This window comes from Candidatus Pelagibacter sp. HIMB1782, from assembly GCF_052047475.1.
GTDB lineage: Bacteria > Pseudomonadota > Alphaproteobacteria > Pelagibacterales > Pelagibacteraceae > Pelagibacter.
In genome coordinates this window covers 739,152-755,468 of sequence record NZ_JBNAKE010000001.1, presented here as the reverse complement: position 1 = coordinate 755,468, position 16,317 = coordinate 739,152, and the positions used below count along the sequence as shown (strand labels likewise).

Here is a 16,317-nt window from a genome sequence, read left to right as displayed (position 1 = left end):
TTAGGATCGAATTTTAGCGCCAGTTTTATTTTCGACTGTTTCTATAATTGATTTATTTATTTGATCTAAATCTGCTTCTTTTAAAGTTTTTTCTTGAGATTGAATTGTAACACTGATCGCAATTGATTTTTGGTTTTCAGGAATATTGTCACCCTCATAAACGTCAAAAACTTTAATGTTTGAAATCAAGTTTTTATCAACATTTGATATGACGTTTACCAAATCTTGAACCTTTATTTTCTTATCAACTATGAAAGCAAAATCCCTTTCTGACTTTTGATAATCTGAAACAGAATATTTTGTTTTTTGATCTTTTAATGATTTTTTTGGTAATTTTAAATTATCAAGAAATATTTCAAAACCTACTAAAGACTCGGTTTTCAAATCTATTTGCTTAATGATATTTGGATGAATTTCACCAAAGTATGCAGCCACACTTTCTTTACCTCTATTCAAAAATAATCTTCCTGATTTTCCCGGATGATAATAATCAGGTGTTTCATCATCAATAAAAAATTTTTCTGCATCGTAACCTGCTTCAACTAAAGTTTGAACTACATCTTTTTTAATATCAAAAACATCGACATTTCTCTCTTTTTCTAACCAAGAAAGACGAGATTTTTTTCCAGCTGCTAAACCACAAACTACTATATTTTGTTCACCAGGTTGTTTTCCAAAAAATGTTGGTCCTATTTCAAAAATAGATAAATCTTTAAATCCTCTATCTATATTTTTGCTCATATACATAATTAAATTTGAAAATATTGAATTTCTTAAAACTCCCAATTCTGAACTTATAGGGTTCACAATTTTTAATTCATCATTTTGTCCTTTGAAATGATTATTATATTTTGCATCTGTGAAAGACCAAGTAATTGCCTCCAAATAACCTTTTGAAGCAACAGATCTTTGAAGGAAATGAAACAATTTTTGAGTTTGTGTTAAAGTGGATTTTTTTCTCTCTTTGATAGGTTCTTCTATCTTTATTTTATCATAACCAACTATTCTTACCAATTCCTCAACAACATCTATTTCCTGAGTAATATCTGGTCTCCACGATGGAATACTTAGTTTGAAAACTTTTTTATCTTTTTTACATGTAAAACCTAAGTTGTCTAAAATTTTTAACATATCTTTTGTTAGAATTTTAAAACCTGTAACTTTTTCAAATGAATTTGGATCAAATTTAATTACTTGATTTTTAAATGTACTAATTTTTTGAATATCTAGCTTACTAATTTCACCACCACAAATTTCTTTAATTAAAAAAGCTGCTTTATTTAAACCTTCTTCAATTGATAATTGGTCTATTCCTCTTTCAAATCTAAATTTTGCATCTGTATCAATATTTAATCTTTTTGCTGTTCTTCTAATTGATCTTGGATCAAAATAAGCTGACTCGATTAAAACGTTTTGTGTATCCATTTCTGTCCCAGACCTTGTACCTCCAATGATACCACCAAGTCCTAACACACCCTTGTCATCACTAATTACACACATATCATCTTCAAGTTTATAGGTTTTGTTATCTAAAGCCGTAAACTCTTCACCTGATTTTGAGTTTCTAACAATTATACCTTTTTCAATTTTATCAGCATCATATGCGTGTAATGGACGATTAATATCAATCATTACATAATTTGTAATATCAACAATTGCTGAAATAGGTTTTTGACCTATAGAAATTAATTTATCCTTTAACCACTTTGGACTTTCAGTATTTTTTACATTTGTTACCAAACAGCTTCCAAAAGAAAAACATCCTTGGTTTTTTTCGTTTGTAATTTTTACTTTAATTTTTTGAGATTTTTTCGATTTTATTTTTTGTTCTTTTATCTTTTTTAATTTACCAAAGCCTGAAGCTGCTAAATCTCTAGCTATCCCTCTAACACCAAGACAGTCCGGTCTGTTGGGTGTGATCGATAAATCAATCAAATTAGAACTAGATTGAGTAAAAAAACTTTTTCCGATACTATTGTTGTATTTCGAAGACGAAAGCTCAGTAATCCCATCACTTTCTTCAGACAAATTGAGTTCTGATTCAGAACAAAGCATACCATAAGATGTAACATCTCTAATTTTTGCTATAACTAATTTAGTTTTATTTTTTGGAATAACCGCACCAGGAGGAGCATAAACAGTGATTAAACCTTCTCTAGCATTCGGTGCACCACATACGACCTTCTTAATTTCTTTTTCACCCACATCAACATCACAAACTTTTAAACGGTCTGCATTAGGATGTTTTTCGGTTTTTAAAATTTTTGCTACTTTAAATAAATCTAAACCTGCAGATAAATTTTCAACACTTTCAACTTCAAGTCCAATATCAGTTAATTTCTCAAGTAACTTCTCTTCCTTGGTACTTACAGATAAATGATCTTTTAACCAATCAAATGTTATCTTCATCTACTTAGACCTCTATAATTTGTAGGAACATCAAGAGGATCAAATCCAAAATGATTTAACCATCTATAATCACAGTCAAAGAAAGCTCTTAAATCATTAATACCATATTTTAGCATAGCTAACCTGTCTATACCTATGCCAAATGCATATCCTTGGTATTTAGCAGGATCAACTTTAACATTTTTTAAAACATTTGGATGAACCATTCCACATCCTAAAATTTCAAGCCACTGATCCCCTTCTCCTATAACAATTTTACCATCTTTAATTTCGTAACCAATATCTACTTCTGCAGATGGTTCTGTAAAAGGGAAATGACTTGGTCTAAATCTCATTTTGATTTTTTCCACTTCAAAGAACTCTTTAATAAAATAATTTAAACATCCCTTTAAATGACCCATGTTAATATCTTTATCTATATGAAGGCCCTCAACCTGATGGAACATTGGCGCATGTGTTTGATCACTATCTGATCTATATGTTCTACCTGGAGCAATAATTTTAAATGGTGGCTTGTCTTTTAACATAGTTCTAATTTGAACTGGTGAAGTATGCGTTCTTAACAAAACTTCCTTATTTTCGTCTAAATAAAAAGTATCGTGCATATCACGAGCTGGGTGATTATCTGGAGTATTTAGTGCAGTAAAATTATTATATTCATTTTCTACATCTGGTCCTTCTTCAACACTAAAACCTATTTCAGAAAATATAGATGAAATTTCATCTATAGTTTGAGATACAGGATGAATTTTTCCTCTAACAAAAGGTCTTCCAGGTAAAGTTATATCAACTTTTTCTTTTTCAAGTTTTTGATTAACTTCTTTTGTTTCTATTTCTTTAATCTTTTCTGAAATTAAAGATTGGAGTTCATCTTTTATTTTATTTAAATCAGCTGCAAAAGTTTTTCTGTCAGACTCTGGTATTGATCCTACAGTTTTGAATAAAGATGAAATTTGACCATTTTTTCCAAATAACTCTGTTTTGATTGAATTGATTTCATCTAAGCTTAGCTCATTTTTAAGCTTTGATAAAAATTGATCTCTAATATTTTTTATGTCTGACATATTAGTAGATTATTTCCTTAAGAAATAAAAACAATAGGGATTAATTTAAAGCGGATTGAGCTTTTTGTACAATTGTTTTAAATGCTTCCGGACTATCGTAAGCAATTTCAGCTAAAATTTTTCTATCTATTGCAACACCACATTTACTTAAACCATTAATAAATTTTGAATAAGTCATACCCTCTGCTCTTACACCGGCATTAATTCTCTGTATCCATAATGATTTGAAATCTCTTTTTTTATTTCTTCTATCTCTGTAAGCATATTGCATGGATTTCTCCATAGCTTGTTTAGCAACTCTGATAGTATTTTTTCTTCTGCCCCACTGACCTTTTACGGCTTTCAAAACTTTTTTATGTTTTGCTTTACTTGTTACGCCTCTCTTAACTCTTGCCATTGTTACCCTCTTAAACTGTAAGGCATGTATGATTTAACAATTTTGCCATCTTGTTTAGACAAAGTTGTAGTGCCTCTTAATTTTCTAATTTGTGAATTCGTTCGTTTAATCATACCGTGTCTTTTACCTGCTTGAGCAGATATAACTTTACCTTTAGCTGATATTTTAAATCTTTTTTTTGCTGAGCTTTTTGTTTTTAATTTTGGCATAATTCTGCGGACTTATACAAAGAATGTTGAAATTTTACAACCTCTATTAAGGCTTATAAAGGTTGAATTACCATAATCATTTGCTTCCCATCAAATTTGGGTTGCAACTCTACTCTGCCAATATCCTTCATATCCTCTTTAATTTTACCCATCAGTTCATTGCCTAAATGAGAGTGTTGAAGCTCTCGCCCTTTAAATCTGATAGTAAATTTAACTTTATCTCCTTTGGAGATAAATTTTTTTGCATTTTTGACCTTAAATTCGTAATCATGAGTTTCTGTTACAGGTCTCATTTTAATTTCTTTTAATGAAATTATTTTTTGTTTCTTTTTTGCAAGATTTGCTTTTTTTTGAGCATCATATTTATACTTACCCATATCCATAATTTTACATACAGGTGGGTTTGCATTAGGTGCAATTTCAATTAAATCTAATCCTTGGTTTTTTGCCATTGATATAGCTTCATTAGTACTGATCACTCCAAGATTTTCACCATCACTTGCAATTACTTGAACATCTGGTGAAGATATTCTGTTATTAGATCTTGGACCTCTATCCTTTGTTCTTCTTTGGAAGTAATTTTGTTTGAAATCTGCCACTTAGTTTGATGTTGCTTTATTTAAAGCAGAGAAAGTTTTTAAAAATGAATCTATATCCATATTTTCTTGTTTATTAGAGTCTAACCTTCTAATCGTTACTGAATTGGAGTCAACTTCTTTTTTACCACAAATTAATAAAAGAGGTATTTTCGCCAAAGAATGATCTCTAATTTTATAGTTTAAATTATTATTTTTAATATCAACTGCAGAACTTATGCCTGCATCTTTAATTTTTTTAGATACTTCTATTGCGTAATCATTAAATTCTTCTGAAATTGGAATTACCATTGTTTGTAAAGGTGAAATCCAAAAAGGAAATTTGCCAGCATAATTTTCAATCAATATTCCTATAAATCTTTCTAGAGAACCAAACAACGCTCTATGAAGCATAACAGGAACTTTTTTTGTTCCGTCTTTATCAACATATGATGCATCTAATCTTCCAGGTAAATTTAAATCAACTTGCAAGGTTCCACATTGCCAATCTCTTCCAATAGCATCTCTTAAAACAAATTCAATTTTTGGACCATAGAAGGCACCTTCACCTTTATTGATGCTATATTCTAACTTAGAAGCTTTAACTGCTTCAAGAAGTGAAGCTTCTGCCTTATCCCAAACCTCATCATCTCCAACTCTAACCTCCGGTCGATCAGCATATTTTAAAATCACGTTTTCAAAACCAAGATCTTTATAAATATCTAATATTAAATTTGTTACATTTAAACACTCACTCGTAATTTGATCTTCTGCACAAAAAATATGCGCATCATCTTGTGTAAAAGCTCTTACTCTAAGTAAACCATGTAAGGCACCTGATGGTTCGTAACGATGAACCTTACCAAATTCTGTGATACGTAATGGAAGATCTCTATAACTTTTCAATCCTTGATTAAATACTTGTATGTGACCAGGACAATTCATTGGTTTTATCGCAAACACTTTTTCATCAGGAGTTTCTGAAGTGTACATATTCTCTCCATATTTTTCCCAGTGACCAGATTTTTCCCACAATTGTCGGTCTAAAATTTCAGGTGTATTTACCTCTTTGTATCCAGCAGCATCTTGTCTGCTTCTCATATAATTAATTAATTTTTGAAATAATGCCCACCCTCTCTCATGCCAAAAAACTGAGCCTGGACTTTCTTCTCTAAAATGAAACAAGTCCATTTCTTTTCCTAATTTTCTATGATCTCTTTTTTCTGCTTCTTCTATTCTTTTTAGATGCTCATCTAAATCTTTTTGAGAAGCCCAACTTGTACCATAAATTCTTTGAAGCATTTCATTGTTTGAATCACCTCTCCAATAAGCTCCTGAAACTTTCATTAATTTGAAGTATTTTCCAATTTTACCTGTTGAGGAAAGATGGGGTCCTCTACAAAGATCATGCCAATCTCCATGAAAATAAATTGAAACATCTTCATTCTCCGGTATTGCTTCAATTAACTCAGCTTTATAGATCTCACCTTTTTTTTTAAAATGATCTATGGCTTTATTTCTGTCCCAAACTTCCCTTTTAGTAATCTCATCTCGATCAACAATTTCTTTCATTTTGTTTTCAATCTCTGTTAAATCGTCTTCTGTAAATGGGTCTTTTCTAGCAAAATCATAATAAAATCCGTTTTCAATTACAGGGCCAATTGTAACTTGTGTTCCTGGGAACAATTCTTGTACTGCCATTGCTAATATGTGAGCAGTATCATGTCTAATGGTTTCTAGACCCTCAGGATTTTTAGATGTAAAAATTTTTACTGAACAGTCTTTCTCAATTAGATGTTCTAAGTCTTTTAACTCACCATCTACACTTATCACCATTGCTTGTTTAGCTAATGATTTGCTAATTTTTTCTGCTACTTCTAATCCAGTAACTTTATTTGGGAAATCAATATTATTTCCATCAGGTAATGTAATTATAGGCATTTAATTTATTAATCTTTTATACTCTGAATAAGTAGAAAAGCACATTTTTTCAACATTAAATTTTTGAACTATATTTTTTCTTCCTTCAACACCAATTAATTTTAATTGAGTTTCGTCAATTGTCAGTGTTTTTAAAATTTTCTGACTTAAAGACTTTGCATCACCCGCTTTAAATAAATAGCCTGTTTTTTCATCAATGACAGTCTCATTAGAGCCACCAATATTACTCGCAATAATTGGTTTCTCCATAGATTGGGCCTCTACAGAAACTCTACCAAAAGCTTCTGGTTCAATAGAAGCTGAAACAATTATATCAGACACTTTGTAAGCTAATGCCATATCTTTGCAGTGATCGATAAATCTTAGCTGTTTAGTTAACCTATATTGTTCTGAAAGTCTTATTAGTTTTTTTTTATACAAATCTCTTCCCTGATCACTTCCAAGGATAACAGCATAAAATGCCTCATAACCTAATTCAATATTTGCCAGATTGATTGCTTCAATAAACACCTCTTGTCCCTTCCAGGTAGTTAATCTACCAGGCAAAAGTATAATCTTTTTATCTTTTTCTATTTCCCATTGTTTTAATAATTTTTTTTCTTCAGATTCAAGTTTTGTAGTAGGATCAAAATAATCAACATTAATTCCCCTAAATACTACTAATAATTTTTTTTTTTGATTTAAATAATTTGAATAATTTTCTTTGATGTGTGAAAAAATAAAATTTGATCCTGCAATAATTAAATCAGATCGAACCATTACTGAATTATATAATTTTTTCAAATTACTTTTGAAATTATAAGTTCCATGAAATGTAGTTACAAACTTCCTACTTGTTATCTTGGAGGCTATTAAACAAGACCATGCAGGCGCTCTACTTCTGGCGTGTATGATCGAAATATTATTAATTAAAATAATAAAAGTTAAAATTATTGCATTAATTAAAATTAATATTGGATTTTTACTTTGAACTGGAAGTCTAAAAACTTTTACTTTATTTTTATCTACAAATTTAAGTAACTCACCACCACTAGTAACTATAAATGATTTACAACCGTTTTCTGGCAAATAGTGAGCAATATCATAACAGCCGGTCTCTGCACCACCATATCCAAGTTTTGGTATTACTTGCAAAACTTTTAAATTAGATGACATTTGATATGATTATATATTAATTAACAATTCTTATAAACGATTATGGCAAATTTCAGATTCCACAAAATTTCAAAGACTAAGAAAATTAGACATATTTGTAAAATTCATAAAAATTCTCCATTCATAGTTTTCTTGCATGGATTTATGTCAGATCTTGAAGGAAAAAAGCCAGAAGCTTTTTTAAAATTTGCAAGAAAAAATAAAATAAGTTTTCTTGCTTTAGAATATTCAGGTCATGGAAAATCTACAGGTAAATTCACAAATGGAAATATTTCAAAGTGGACTAAAGAAACTTCTATATTAATAAATAAATATATAAAAAATAATAATTTTTATGTCATTGGTTCAAGTATGGGCGCTTGGATTGCTTTACGACAATTCAAAATATTTAAAAAACAAATTATGGGATTTTTAGGAATTGGGTCGGCACCTGAGTTTTTAGAAAATTTGATGTGGAAAAAATTCTCCAAAAAAATAAAGCAAGAAACAATCCAAAATGGTATATACCACCTAAAACATGGAAATTATGAGTATCCAATCACTTATCAGCTTATAAAAGATGGAAGAAAAAATAGAGTTTTAAATAAAAAAATAAATTCAAAAATCAATGTTACCATGGTGCATGGTGAATATGATGAAGCTGTGCCGGTAAGTTTTTCTAGAAAAGTTTTAAAAATATTTCCAAAAGCAAAAAAGAAATTGATCATTGTAAAAAAAGGTGACCATAGCTTATCAAATAAGAAATGGCTTAATATAATCTTAAAAGAATTAAAATTATTAATTAACTAACTTCTTTTATAACTTTTTTTAAACTGATAGGGTTTTTAAGTTTATCCAACATTTCTTTAGGACAAACCTGAATGAAATTATTAATTTCATTATCATAATTTTCAATTATTTCTTTAGATAACAAAGATCCTGTCTCTTCATGGTGTTCTTTGATTAAATTTTTTAAACTTTCTTTCCAATAATCTGTTTCAACATTCTGCCAAACTACTGACTCTGGGTTTACTTTTTTTTCAAATTCTTGTGATTTGTCATAGATAAATGCCATACCACCTGTCATACCAGCAGCAAAGTTATCTCCAACATCTCCAAGAATTACTACAGTTCCACCAGTCATATACTCACAACCATTCGAGTCACATCCCTCAATAACTGTAACTGCACCTGAATTTCTTACAGAGAATCTTTCACCAGCCTGACCGGCTGCAAAAAGTTTTCCAGATGTTGCTCCGTATAGAACTGTATTTCCCAAGATAGTATTTTCATTTGAAACTAAGTTACTTTCCTCTGGTAGTCTTATGGAAATTGTAGCTCCTGAAAGACCTTTGCCAACATAATCATTTGCATCACCTTTTAATACCAACTTCAAACCTTTGGATGAAAAGGCTCCAAAAGATTGGCCAGCTGATCCTTTAAAGTTTAATATTAAAAAATTATCATCAAGTTTTTCATAGCCATATTTTTTATATAAATGATGAGAAATTCTTGTCCCAACTGCTCTATGAGTATTTTTAATTAAATATTCTTTTTCAATTTTTTCAGAATTATCTAAAGCCTTTTCAATCTCTGGCCATATTTCTTGGTCTAGAGTATCTGGCACTGAATTAATTTCTTGGTTTTCACAGTATCTAGTATTGTTCCCAGTATCTGCTTGAACAAACAAAGGATTTAAATCTAAATCATCTAAATTATCTGAACCCTTACTAACTTGTCTAAGTAAGTCAGTTCTACCAATAATATCGTTTAATGATTTAAAACCTAATTTAGCTAAAATTTCTCTAACCTCAGTTGCTATAAACGTAAATAGATTAACAACCTTATCTGGTGTTCCAGTAAATTTTTCTCTTAATTTTTCATCTTGAGTACAGACACCAACGGGGCATGTATTCGAATGACATTGTCTTACCATTATGCATCCCATTGCAACTAGAGCCGTTGTTGCAACTCCATACTCTTCTGCTCCCATCATGGCTGCTATAACGACATCTCTACCTGTTTTAATCCCCCCATCAGTTCTAAGTGTAACTGTGTGTCTAAGATTATTTAATGTTAAAACCTGATTAGCCTCTGTTAATCCCATCTCCCATGGAATACCTACATATTTTACACTTGTTTGCGGGGTAGCTCCAGTACCACCGTTATGTCCTGAAATTAATATTATGTCTGCTTTTGCTTTGGCAACTCCTGCAGCAATAGTCCCAACTCCTGAGGAAGCAACTAGTTTTACTCCAATTCTCGCTTTTGGATTAATCTGTTTTAAATCATAAATAAGCTGCGCAAGATCTTCAATTGAATAAATATCGTGGTGTGGTGGAGGAGAAATTAGTGTTACTCCAGGCGTTGAGTGTCTTAACCTTGCTATTTCATCAGTAACTTTGAAACCTGGGAGCTGTCCACCTTCTCCTGGCTTTGCACCTTGTGCAATTTTTATTTCAATCTCATTGCAATTGTTTAAATAATTAACTGTTACACCAAATCTTGCTGAAGCTATTTGTTTTACTCTTGAGTTTGCACTATCTCCATTATCTAACACTTTAAATCTTTTTTCATCTTCACCGCCTTCACCACTACAAGAAGCACCTTTAATTCTATTCATGCCTGTAGCCAAAGTTTCATGTGCCTCTTTAGATAAAGCGCCATGAGACATGCTTCCACTTCCAAATCTTTTTAAAATATTTTCTATTGGTTCTACTTCTGAAATATCTATTGATCCCTTTAATTTTTTTTCTCTAAAATCAATTAAGTCCCTTAAATTTATTGGTGGTAAATTATAAATACCTTCTGCATATCTTTTATAAGCGTCATAAGAATTAGAACCAACTGCACTTTGAAGTAAATGTATAAGTTTCCCTTGATATTGGTGTGTTTCTCCATTTTTTCTATATCTATAAATACCTCCAATAGGAAGAATTGTATCAGTACTTTCAAATGCTTCTTTATGAATTGCTCTTATTTTTTTTTCGATTCCAGTAAGTCCAATACCAGAAATTTTAGACACAACTCCTGGAAAATAATCTGAAACAATAGTTCTGCTTAATCCAACAGTCTCAAAGTTGCATCCACCTCTGTAAGAACTTAAAACAGAGATACCCATCTTAGACATAATTTTTAATAAACCTGCATTGACAGATTTAATGTATCTTTCAACACATTCTTCAAAGCTAAACTTTCCAAATAATTTTTTTTCAAATCTTTGATATAAACTGTCGAACGCCAAATAAGGATTTACTGTTGTTGCTCCAACACCAATTAAAGTTGCAAAAGAGTGTGTATCTAATGCTTCTCCAGATTGGACATTGATTGACACATAGCCTCTTAATTTTTTCTCAATTAAAAAAGAGTTGATTGCACCAACTGCAAGCAGCATTGGAATTGGAAGTTTTGAAATTGATAAATCTTTATCGCTAAGAATTAGTTGTGTAACACCCTGTCTAACAGCAATTTCTGCATCTTTTTGAATTTTTTTAATAGCTTCATACAAACTGTTACTTTCTTCAAAAGTACAATCAATTATTGCTGAATTATTTCCAAAAAAATTGATGAATTTTTCAAACTGAGAATTAGATAAAATTGGGCTATTAAGAACATAAATATTCTGTTTTGTTAAATTATCAAAATCTAGAATATTGCCTAGATTTCCAAATCTTGTTTTTAAACTCATCACTTTGTTTTCTCTTAAAGAGTCTATTGGTGGATTTGTAACTTGGCTAAAATTTTGTCTAAAAAAATGGTACAGAGGTCTATATTTATCTGATAACACAGCTAAAGGGGTGTCGTCGCCCATAGATCCTGTAGCCTCTTTTGCATCCTCAGCCATAGGGTGTAAAATTAATTCAAGATCCTCTAAACTAATTCCAAAAGTATACTGTCTTCTTCTTAAATCATCCCCTGAAAAAGAATTTTTTTCATCTTCAATATTTAGTTTGTCATCTAAATCAATAATTTGTGAATTAAAATGTTTATACTCTTTTGCTAAGTAATCCTTAATTTGTTTATTAGTAAATACTTTACCTTTTTCGATTCTTACTCCTATAATTTCTCCAGGACCTAATCTTCCTTTTGATAAAATTCTTTTTTCATTTAGTTCGATCATCCCAGTTTCTGAGCCTGCAAACAATAACTTATCCTTTGTGATTGCATATCTTAAAGGTCTTAATCCGTTTCTATCATTTGCTGCAATAACCCACTCATTGTCAGTTCCGGCTATAGCGGCAGGCCCATCCCAAGGTTCCATTGTGCTATTTAAAAAATTAAATAACTGCTGATGATCTTTTGGCAAAGTCTTATTCTTCTTAGACCATGCATCTGGAACTAACATTAGTTTAGCTAATGGTGCAGGTTGACCTGAAATGTTTAATAATTCGAAAACATTATCTAAAGCTGCAGAATCTGAGGCTCCTTGTTGAATAACTGGCTTAAGATTTTCTATATCATCAAATAATGGACTATTCATTTCTTGCTCATGAACTTTCATCCAATTTTTATTTCCTCTATAAGTGTTAATTTCTCCATTATGTGCAATTGCTCTGAATGGTTGAGCAAGATTCCAGCTTGGAGCCGTATTGGTTGAAAACCGCTGATGAAATATTGCGTATCTTGATACAAATCTTTCATCATTTAAATCTAAATAAAATTCTGAAATTGCTTCAGCTAAAAACATTCCTTTGTAAATAATTGACTTTGAACTTAATGAACAAATATAAAAATTATTTAATGATTTTTTGAAAGCTTCGTTTTCGATTTTTCTTCTTGTCTCATAAATTTTTCTCTCCAAATCTTTATTTGTAAGCTCTTTATTATGAGGTTTGAAAAGTACCTGAATAATTTCAGGCATAGTTTGAAAAGCTTTTTCACCTAAAACCTTTGGATTAACAGGAACTTGTCTCCAGCCATAAATATTAAAATCATTTTTCGTTAGTTCGCTTTCAACAATTGTTTTACAGCTCTCTTGTGCAGCATAGTCATTACGTGGAAGAAAAATCATTCCTACGCAGATTTCAGAATTATCGTGTGTGTGTCCAGTAACCTCAATTTTTTCAATAAAAAAATCTTTTGGAATTTCTACGTGAATTCCAGCTCCATCTCCTGTTTTTCCATCGGCATCTACCGCACCCCTATGCCAAACAGCTTTTAAAGCTTCAATTCCATACTCAACAACATTCCTGGATTTTTTTCCCTCTGTTGAAGCTATTAAACCTACTCCACAAGCATCATGCTCCATATCTTCAGAATAGACATTGTTTTTCTTAAGTAGATCAAAATTTTTTTTATAAGTTTTCATTAAGCAACTTTTTTCTCATTTTTGGATTTTGTTTCTAAATAATTTTTTATGGAAACTGCTGCGTCTCTCCCATCTTTAATTGCCCAAACAACTAATGAAGCTCCTCTAACGATATCTCCAGCCGCAAAAACACCACTTAGATTAGTTTCCATAGTATCAAAATCTGTTTTTATTGTTCCCCATTTTGTAACTTGAAGTTCATTGCTATCAAATAAATTAGGTAAATCCTCTGGATCAAATCCAAGAGCTTTAATAACCATATCTGCTTTTATTTCATAACTTGATCCTTCTTGTACTTCAGGTTTTCTTCTGCCAGTTTCATCTGGTTCACCTAACTTTATTTGATCTACAATTAAATTTTCTACTTTATTAGTCCCTTTAAATTCTTTAGGACTAGATAGCCATACAAATTTAACACCCTCTTCTTCAGCATTTGCAACTTCTCTTGCTGAACCAGGCATATTTTCTTTATCTCTTCTATATAAACATTTCACTGATTTTGCTTTTTGTCTTATTGAAGTTCTCACACAATCCATTGCTGTATCACCTCCACCAATTACAACAACATCTTTTCCCTCAGCATTTAGAATTCCCTTGTCAAATAATTCAACATCATCGCCCAATCCTTTCTTATTTGATGCTGTAAGAAAATCCATTGCTGGAAAAATGTTATCTAAATCATTACCTGGTAAATTAACTTCTCTTGCTTTGTAAACTCCTGTTGCAATTAATACTGCATCATGTTTTTTTCTTAATTGCTCTAAGCTTGCATCCTTTCCAACTTCAAAATTTTGTATGAATTCTATTCCACCATCTTTTAAAAGCTTTGTTCGTCTTTGAACTATTTCTTTTTCTAATTTAAAATTTGGAATTCCATATATTAACAATCCTCCAGCTCTATCATAACGATCGTAAACTGTAATTTTATACCCATTTTTTCTTAACTGTTCTGCCGCCGCTAATCCGGCAGGACCAGCTCCTATAATTCCAACACTTTGATTTTTTTCATTTGTAACTTCAATTGGTTTAACCCAACCTTGTTCCCAGGCGTTATCTGTTATATATTTTTCAACAGAACCAATTGTAACTGTTCCATGACCAGACTGCTCAATTACACAATTTCCCTCGCATAATCTATCCTGCGGACAAATTCTTCCACAAACCTCAGGCATATTGTTAGTGCTTTGGGAAAGCTCGTATGCTTCTTTTAATCTTCCTTCAGCAGTTAACTTTAGCCAATCAGGAATATTGTTACTTAAAGGACAATGAACCTGACAGAAAGGAACTCCACATTGAGAACATCTGCTTGATTGCTCTTTAGCTTTTTCATTGATATATTCGTCATATATCTCGTTAAAATCCTTTTTTCTTTGATCAACCTCTCTTTTAGGTGGAGTTTGTTGACCTATTTTTACAAATTTTAACATCTTGTCAGTCATATAAAATATAATTTTAGGCAAATTATATAATGATTTTGTTTAATAAAGCATTAAATAGGTCATATTTATTGACCTTTAAACTCTCATTTTTGTTATAAATAAACAGGTTTCTAATAAATGCATAGCTACTATGATCAAATCGTATTGTTTGAAATATAAGCTTTATAAGCTACGAAGAAATTATGTTTCAGAATATTATAGAAGTTTTAATCCTTTCAGCAATTCAAGGAGTTTCAGAATTTCTTCCAATAAGTTCTTCTGCGCATTTAATTTTAGTTTCAAGTTTATATGAATTTAAATCTAGCTCATTACTAATTGATATAAGCCTTCATCTTGGATCTCTTTTTGCAATAGTTTATTACTTTAAAGAAGAGTTATTAAACATAAATAAAAATAAAAGACTAATAAGTTTAATTGTTATTGGATCTATTCCATTAATAATCTTTGGATATTTTTTGTATACCACAGGGCTAATTTATAGTTTACGAAACATTGAAACTATTGCATGGACAACTTTAATATTTGCAGTTGTTTTATATATCTCTGACAAGAGTCGTTTTGATAAAAAAATTTCTACAAATTTAAATATTCAATCAATTCTATTTGTAGGAATAATGCAAATTTTATCATTGATACCTGGAGTAAGCAGAGCAGGTATTACAATAACAGCTGCGAGGATTTTAAAATTTAATAGAGTAGATTCGAGTAAAATATCTTTTTTACTATCTATCCCAGCATTAGCTGGTGCAAGTGTACTTAGTTTAAAAGATATTTTTAATCAACCAACAGAATTTAATTATTTGGTAATAATTGCAATTATATCTTCTTTTATTCTTTCTTTTTTAACAGTTAAATATTTTTTAATTTTTATAAATAAGTTTTCTATGAATGCATTTGTAATTTATAGAATAATAATTGCTTTAGTATTGTTTAGTTTAATTTATTAAATTTTTTTTTTTTATAAGTGGGAGTAATTGTGATAATAAAACTCCACACAAAATAAAAAAACATCCAAGTATATTATTTATATCTAATACTTGATTTAAAATAAACCATGCCGCTACAGTTGCAAATACACCCTCAAGGGAGAAAATAATTGCTGCTGGTGCAGGTGTAATGTTTTTTTGTGCATAAATCTGTAATACAAATGCAAATCCTCCAGATAATATTCCAGCATATAATATGGAATATATTTCCATTAGAATGTTGTTCCAAACAAATTCTTCGTAAAGAATTCCAATTAAAAAAGATAAAATAGCTACGATTAAAGTTTGAATTGCTCCAATTGTAAGCGGAAGATTGTATTTAGAAATAATAATTCCAGTAAATATAATATGTGTACTCCAAAATAAAGCTCCTAGTACAACCAAAGCATCTCCCAGCCTAACAGTTGCATCGTAAAAATTTGTTAATAAATATCCTCCAATTAAACACAAAATTACTGAAGGCCACACACTCCAATGAATTGATTTTTTTCCAAACAAATAAATTATGATAGGCACCATTGGTACATAAAAGATCGTAAAAAAGGCTGCATTCGCAACATCTGTATAGAGCAAAGCAACCTGTTGTAATGCAGAACCTAAAAATAAGGACAATCCTATTAAAGACACATAAATTACAAACGTTTTTTTATCTGTTTTTAATTCTGGTTTAAAATTTTTTAATTCAAATAAAATTACTAGTGGGGTAATAGCTAAAAAACCAACAAAAAATCTAACAGCATTAAATGTAAAAGGACCAATATTGTCCATGCCAGTATCTTGAGCAATAAAAGTTGTGCCCCATATAAAAGTGCATAACAAAGCACTTAATAGGGAAATGGGCTTAGACATTTTTAA

12 protein-coding genes are annotated in these 16,317 nt (G+C 30.5%); 2 read left to right on the top strand and 10 right to left on the bottom strand.

The window, feature by feature from the left end; all coding sequences use genetic code 11:
• From pheT to ACTTAO_RS03915, 7 genes are read right to left on the bottom strand one after another with little or no spacing between them, the layout of a single operon-like run.
• Positions 1 to 2,409: a phenylalanine--tRNA ligase subunit beta gene (gene pheT / locus ACTTAO_RS03945; protein ID WP_440690970.1), complete on the bottom strand. Its 2,409-nt coding sequence runs from the start codon at positions 2,407 to 2,409 to the stop codon at positions 1 to 3.
• The gene (gene pheS, locus ACTTAO_RS03940; RefSeq protein ID WP_440650647.1) at positions 2,406 to 3,473 is read right to left on the bottom strand and encodes a phenylalanine--tRNA ligase subunit alpha; all 1,068 of its coding nucleotides are present in this window, start codon (positions 3,471 to 3,473) and stop codon (positions 2,406 to 2,408) included. Before pheS ends, pheT begins: the two co-directional genes overlap by 4 nt.
• A gap of 40 nt (positions 3,474 to 3,513) precedes the next feature.
• Complete coding sequence (gene rplT / locus ACTTAO_RS03935; RefSeq protein WP_440633264.1) at positions 3,514 to 3,870, bottom strand: 50S ribosomal protein L20; 357 nt, start codon at positions 3,868 to 3,870, stop codon at positions 3,514 to 3,516.
• A gap of 2 nt (positions 3,871 to 3,872) precedes the next feature.
• Positions 3,873 to 4,079: a 50S ribosomal protein L35 gene (gene rpmI, locus ACTTAO_RS03930; protein WP_023854436.1), complete on the bottom strand. Its 207-nt coding sequence runs from the start codon at positions 4,077 to 4,079 to the stop codon at positions 3,873 to 3,875.
• Positions 4,080 to 4,132: 53 nt separating this feature from the next.
• Positions 4,133 to 4,678: a translation initiation factor IF-3 gene (gene infC, locus ACTTAO_RS03925; RefSeq protein ID WP_075505925.1), complete on the bottom strand. Its 546-nt coding sequence runs from the start codon at positions 4,676 to 4,678 to the stop codon at positions 4,133 to 4,135.
• Positions 4,679 to 6,595: a threonine--tRNA ligase gene (gene thrS / locus ACTTAO_RS03920; RefSeq protein ID WP_440690969.1), complete on the bottom strand. Its 1,917-nt coding sequence runs from the start codon at positions 6,593 to 6,595 to the stop codon at positions 4,679 to 4,681.
• Positions 6,596 to 7,750: a glycosyltransferase family 4 protein gene (locus ACTTAO_RS03915; protein WP_440690968.1), complete on the bottom strand. Its 1,155-nt coding sequence runs from the start codon at positions 7,748 to 7,750 to the stop codon at positions 6,596 to 6,598. It lies immediately after the preceding gene.
• Positions 7,751 to 7,792: 42 nt separating this feature from the next.
• Between ACTTAO_RS03915 and ACTTAO_RS03910 the strand changes: the two genes are divergently transcribed.
• Positions 7,793 to 8,539 (top strand): alpha/beta hydrolase, encoded by a 747-nt coding sequence (locus ACTTAO_RS03910; protein WP_440690967.1) that lies wholly within the window; start codon positions 7,793 to 7,795, stop codon positions 8,537 to 8,539.
• Here the strand turns inward: ACTTAO_RS03910 and gltB are convergent.
• Together gltB and ACTTAO_RS03900 are read right to left on the bottom strand one after the other, a co-directional pair.
• A complete protein-coding gene (gene gltB / locus ACTTAO_RS03905; RefSeq protein WP_440690966.1) occupies positions 8,532 to 13,037 on the bottom strand; it encodes a glutamate synthase large subunit in 4,506 nt (1,501 codons plus the stop codon). The two genes, ACTTAO_RS03910 and gltB, sit on opposite strands and share 8 nt — an antisense overlap.
• Positions 13,037 to 14,476 carry an NAD(P)-dependent oxidoreductase gene (locus ACTTAO_RS03900; protein WP_440690965.1) on the bottom strand — a complete coding sequence of 480 codons (1,440 nt, stop codon included), beginning with the start codon at positions 14,474 to 14,476 and terminating at the stop codon, positions 13,037 to 13,039. The genes gltB and ACTTAO_RS03900 overlap by 1 nt, the downstream gene beginning before the upstream one ends.
• Positions 14,477 to 14,658: 182 nt before the next feature.
• Between ACTTAO_RS03900 and ACTTAO_RS03895 the strand changes: the two genes are divergently transcribed.
• Entirely contained in the window at positions 14,659 to 15,423 is a 765-nt protein-coding gene (locus ACTTAO_RS03895; RefSeq protein ID WP_440690964.1) for an undecaprenyl-diphosphate phosphatase, read from the top strand.
• On the opposite strand, the gene ACTTAO_RS03890 is transcribed toward ACTTAO_RS03895, so the two are convergent.
• On the bottom strand, positions 15,412 to 16,311 hold the full coding sequence (locus ACTTAO_RS03890; protein WP_440690963.1) for a DMT family transporter: 900 nt from the start codon (positions 16,309 to 16,311) through the stop codon (positions 15,412 to 15,414). The genes ACTTAO_RS03895 and ACTTAO_RS03890 overlap by 12 nt on opposite strands.
• Positions 16,312 to 16,317 lie beyond the last annotated feature (6 nt).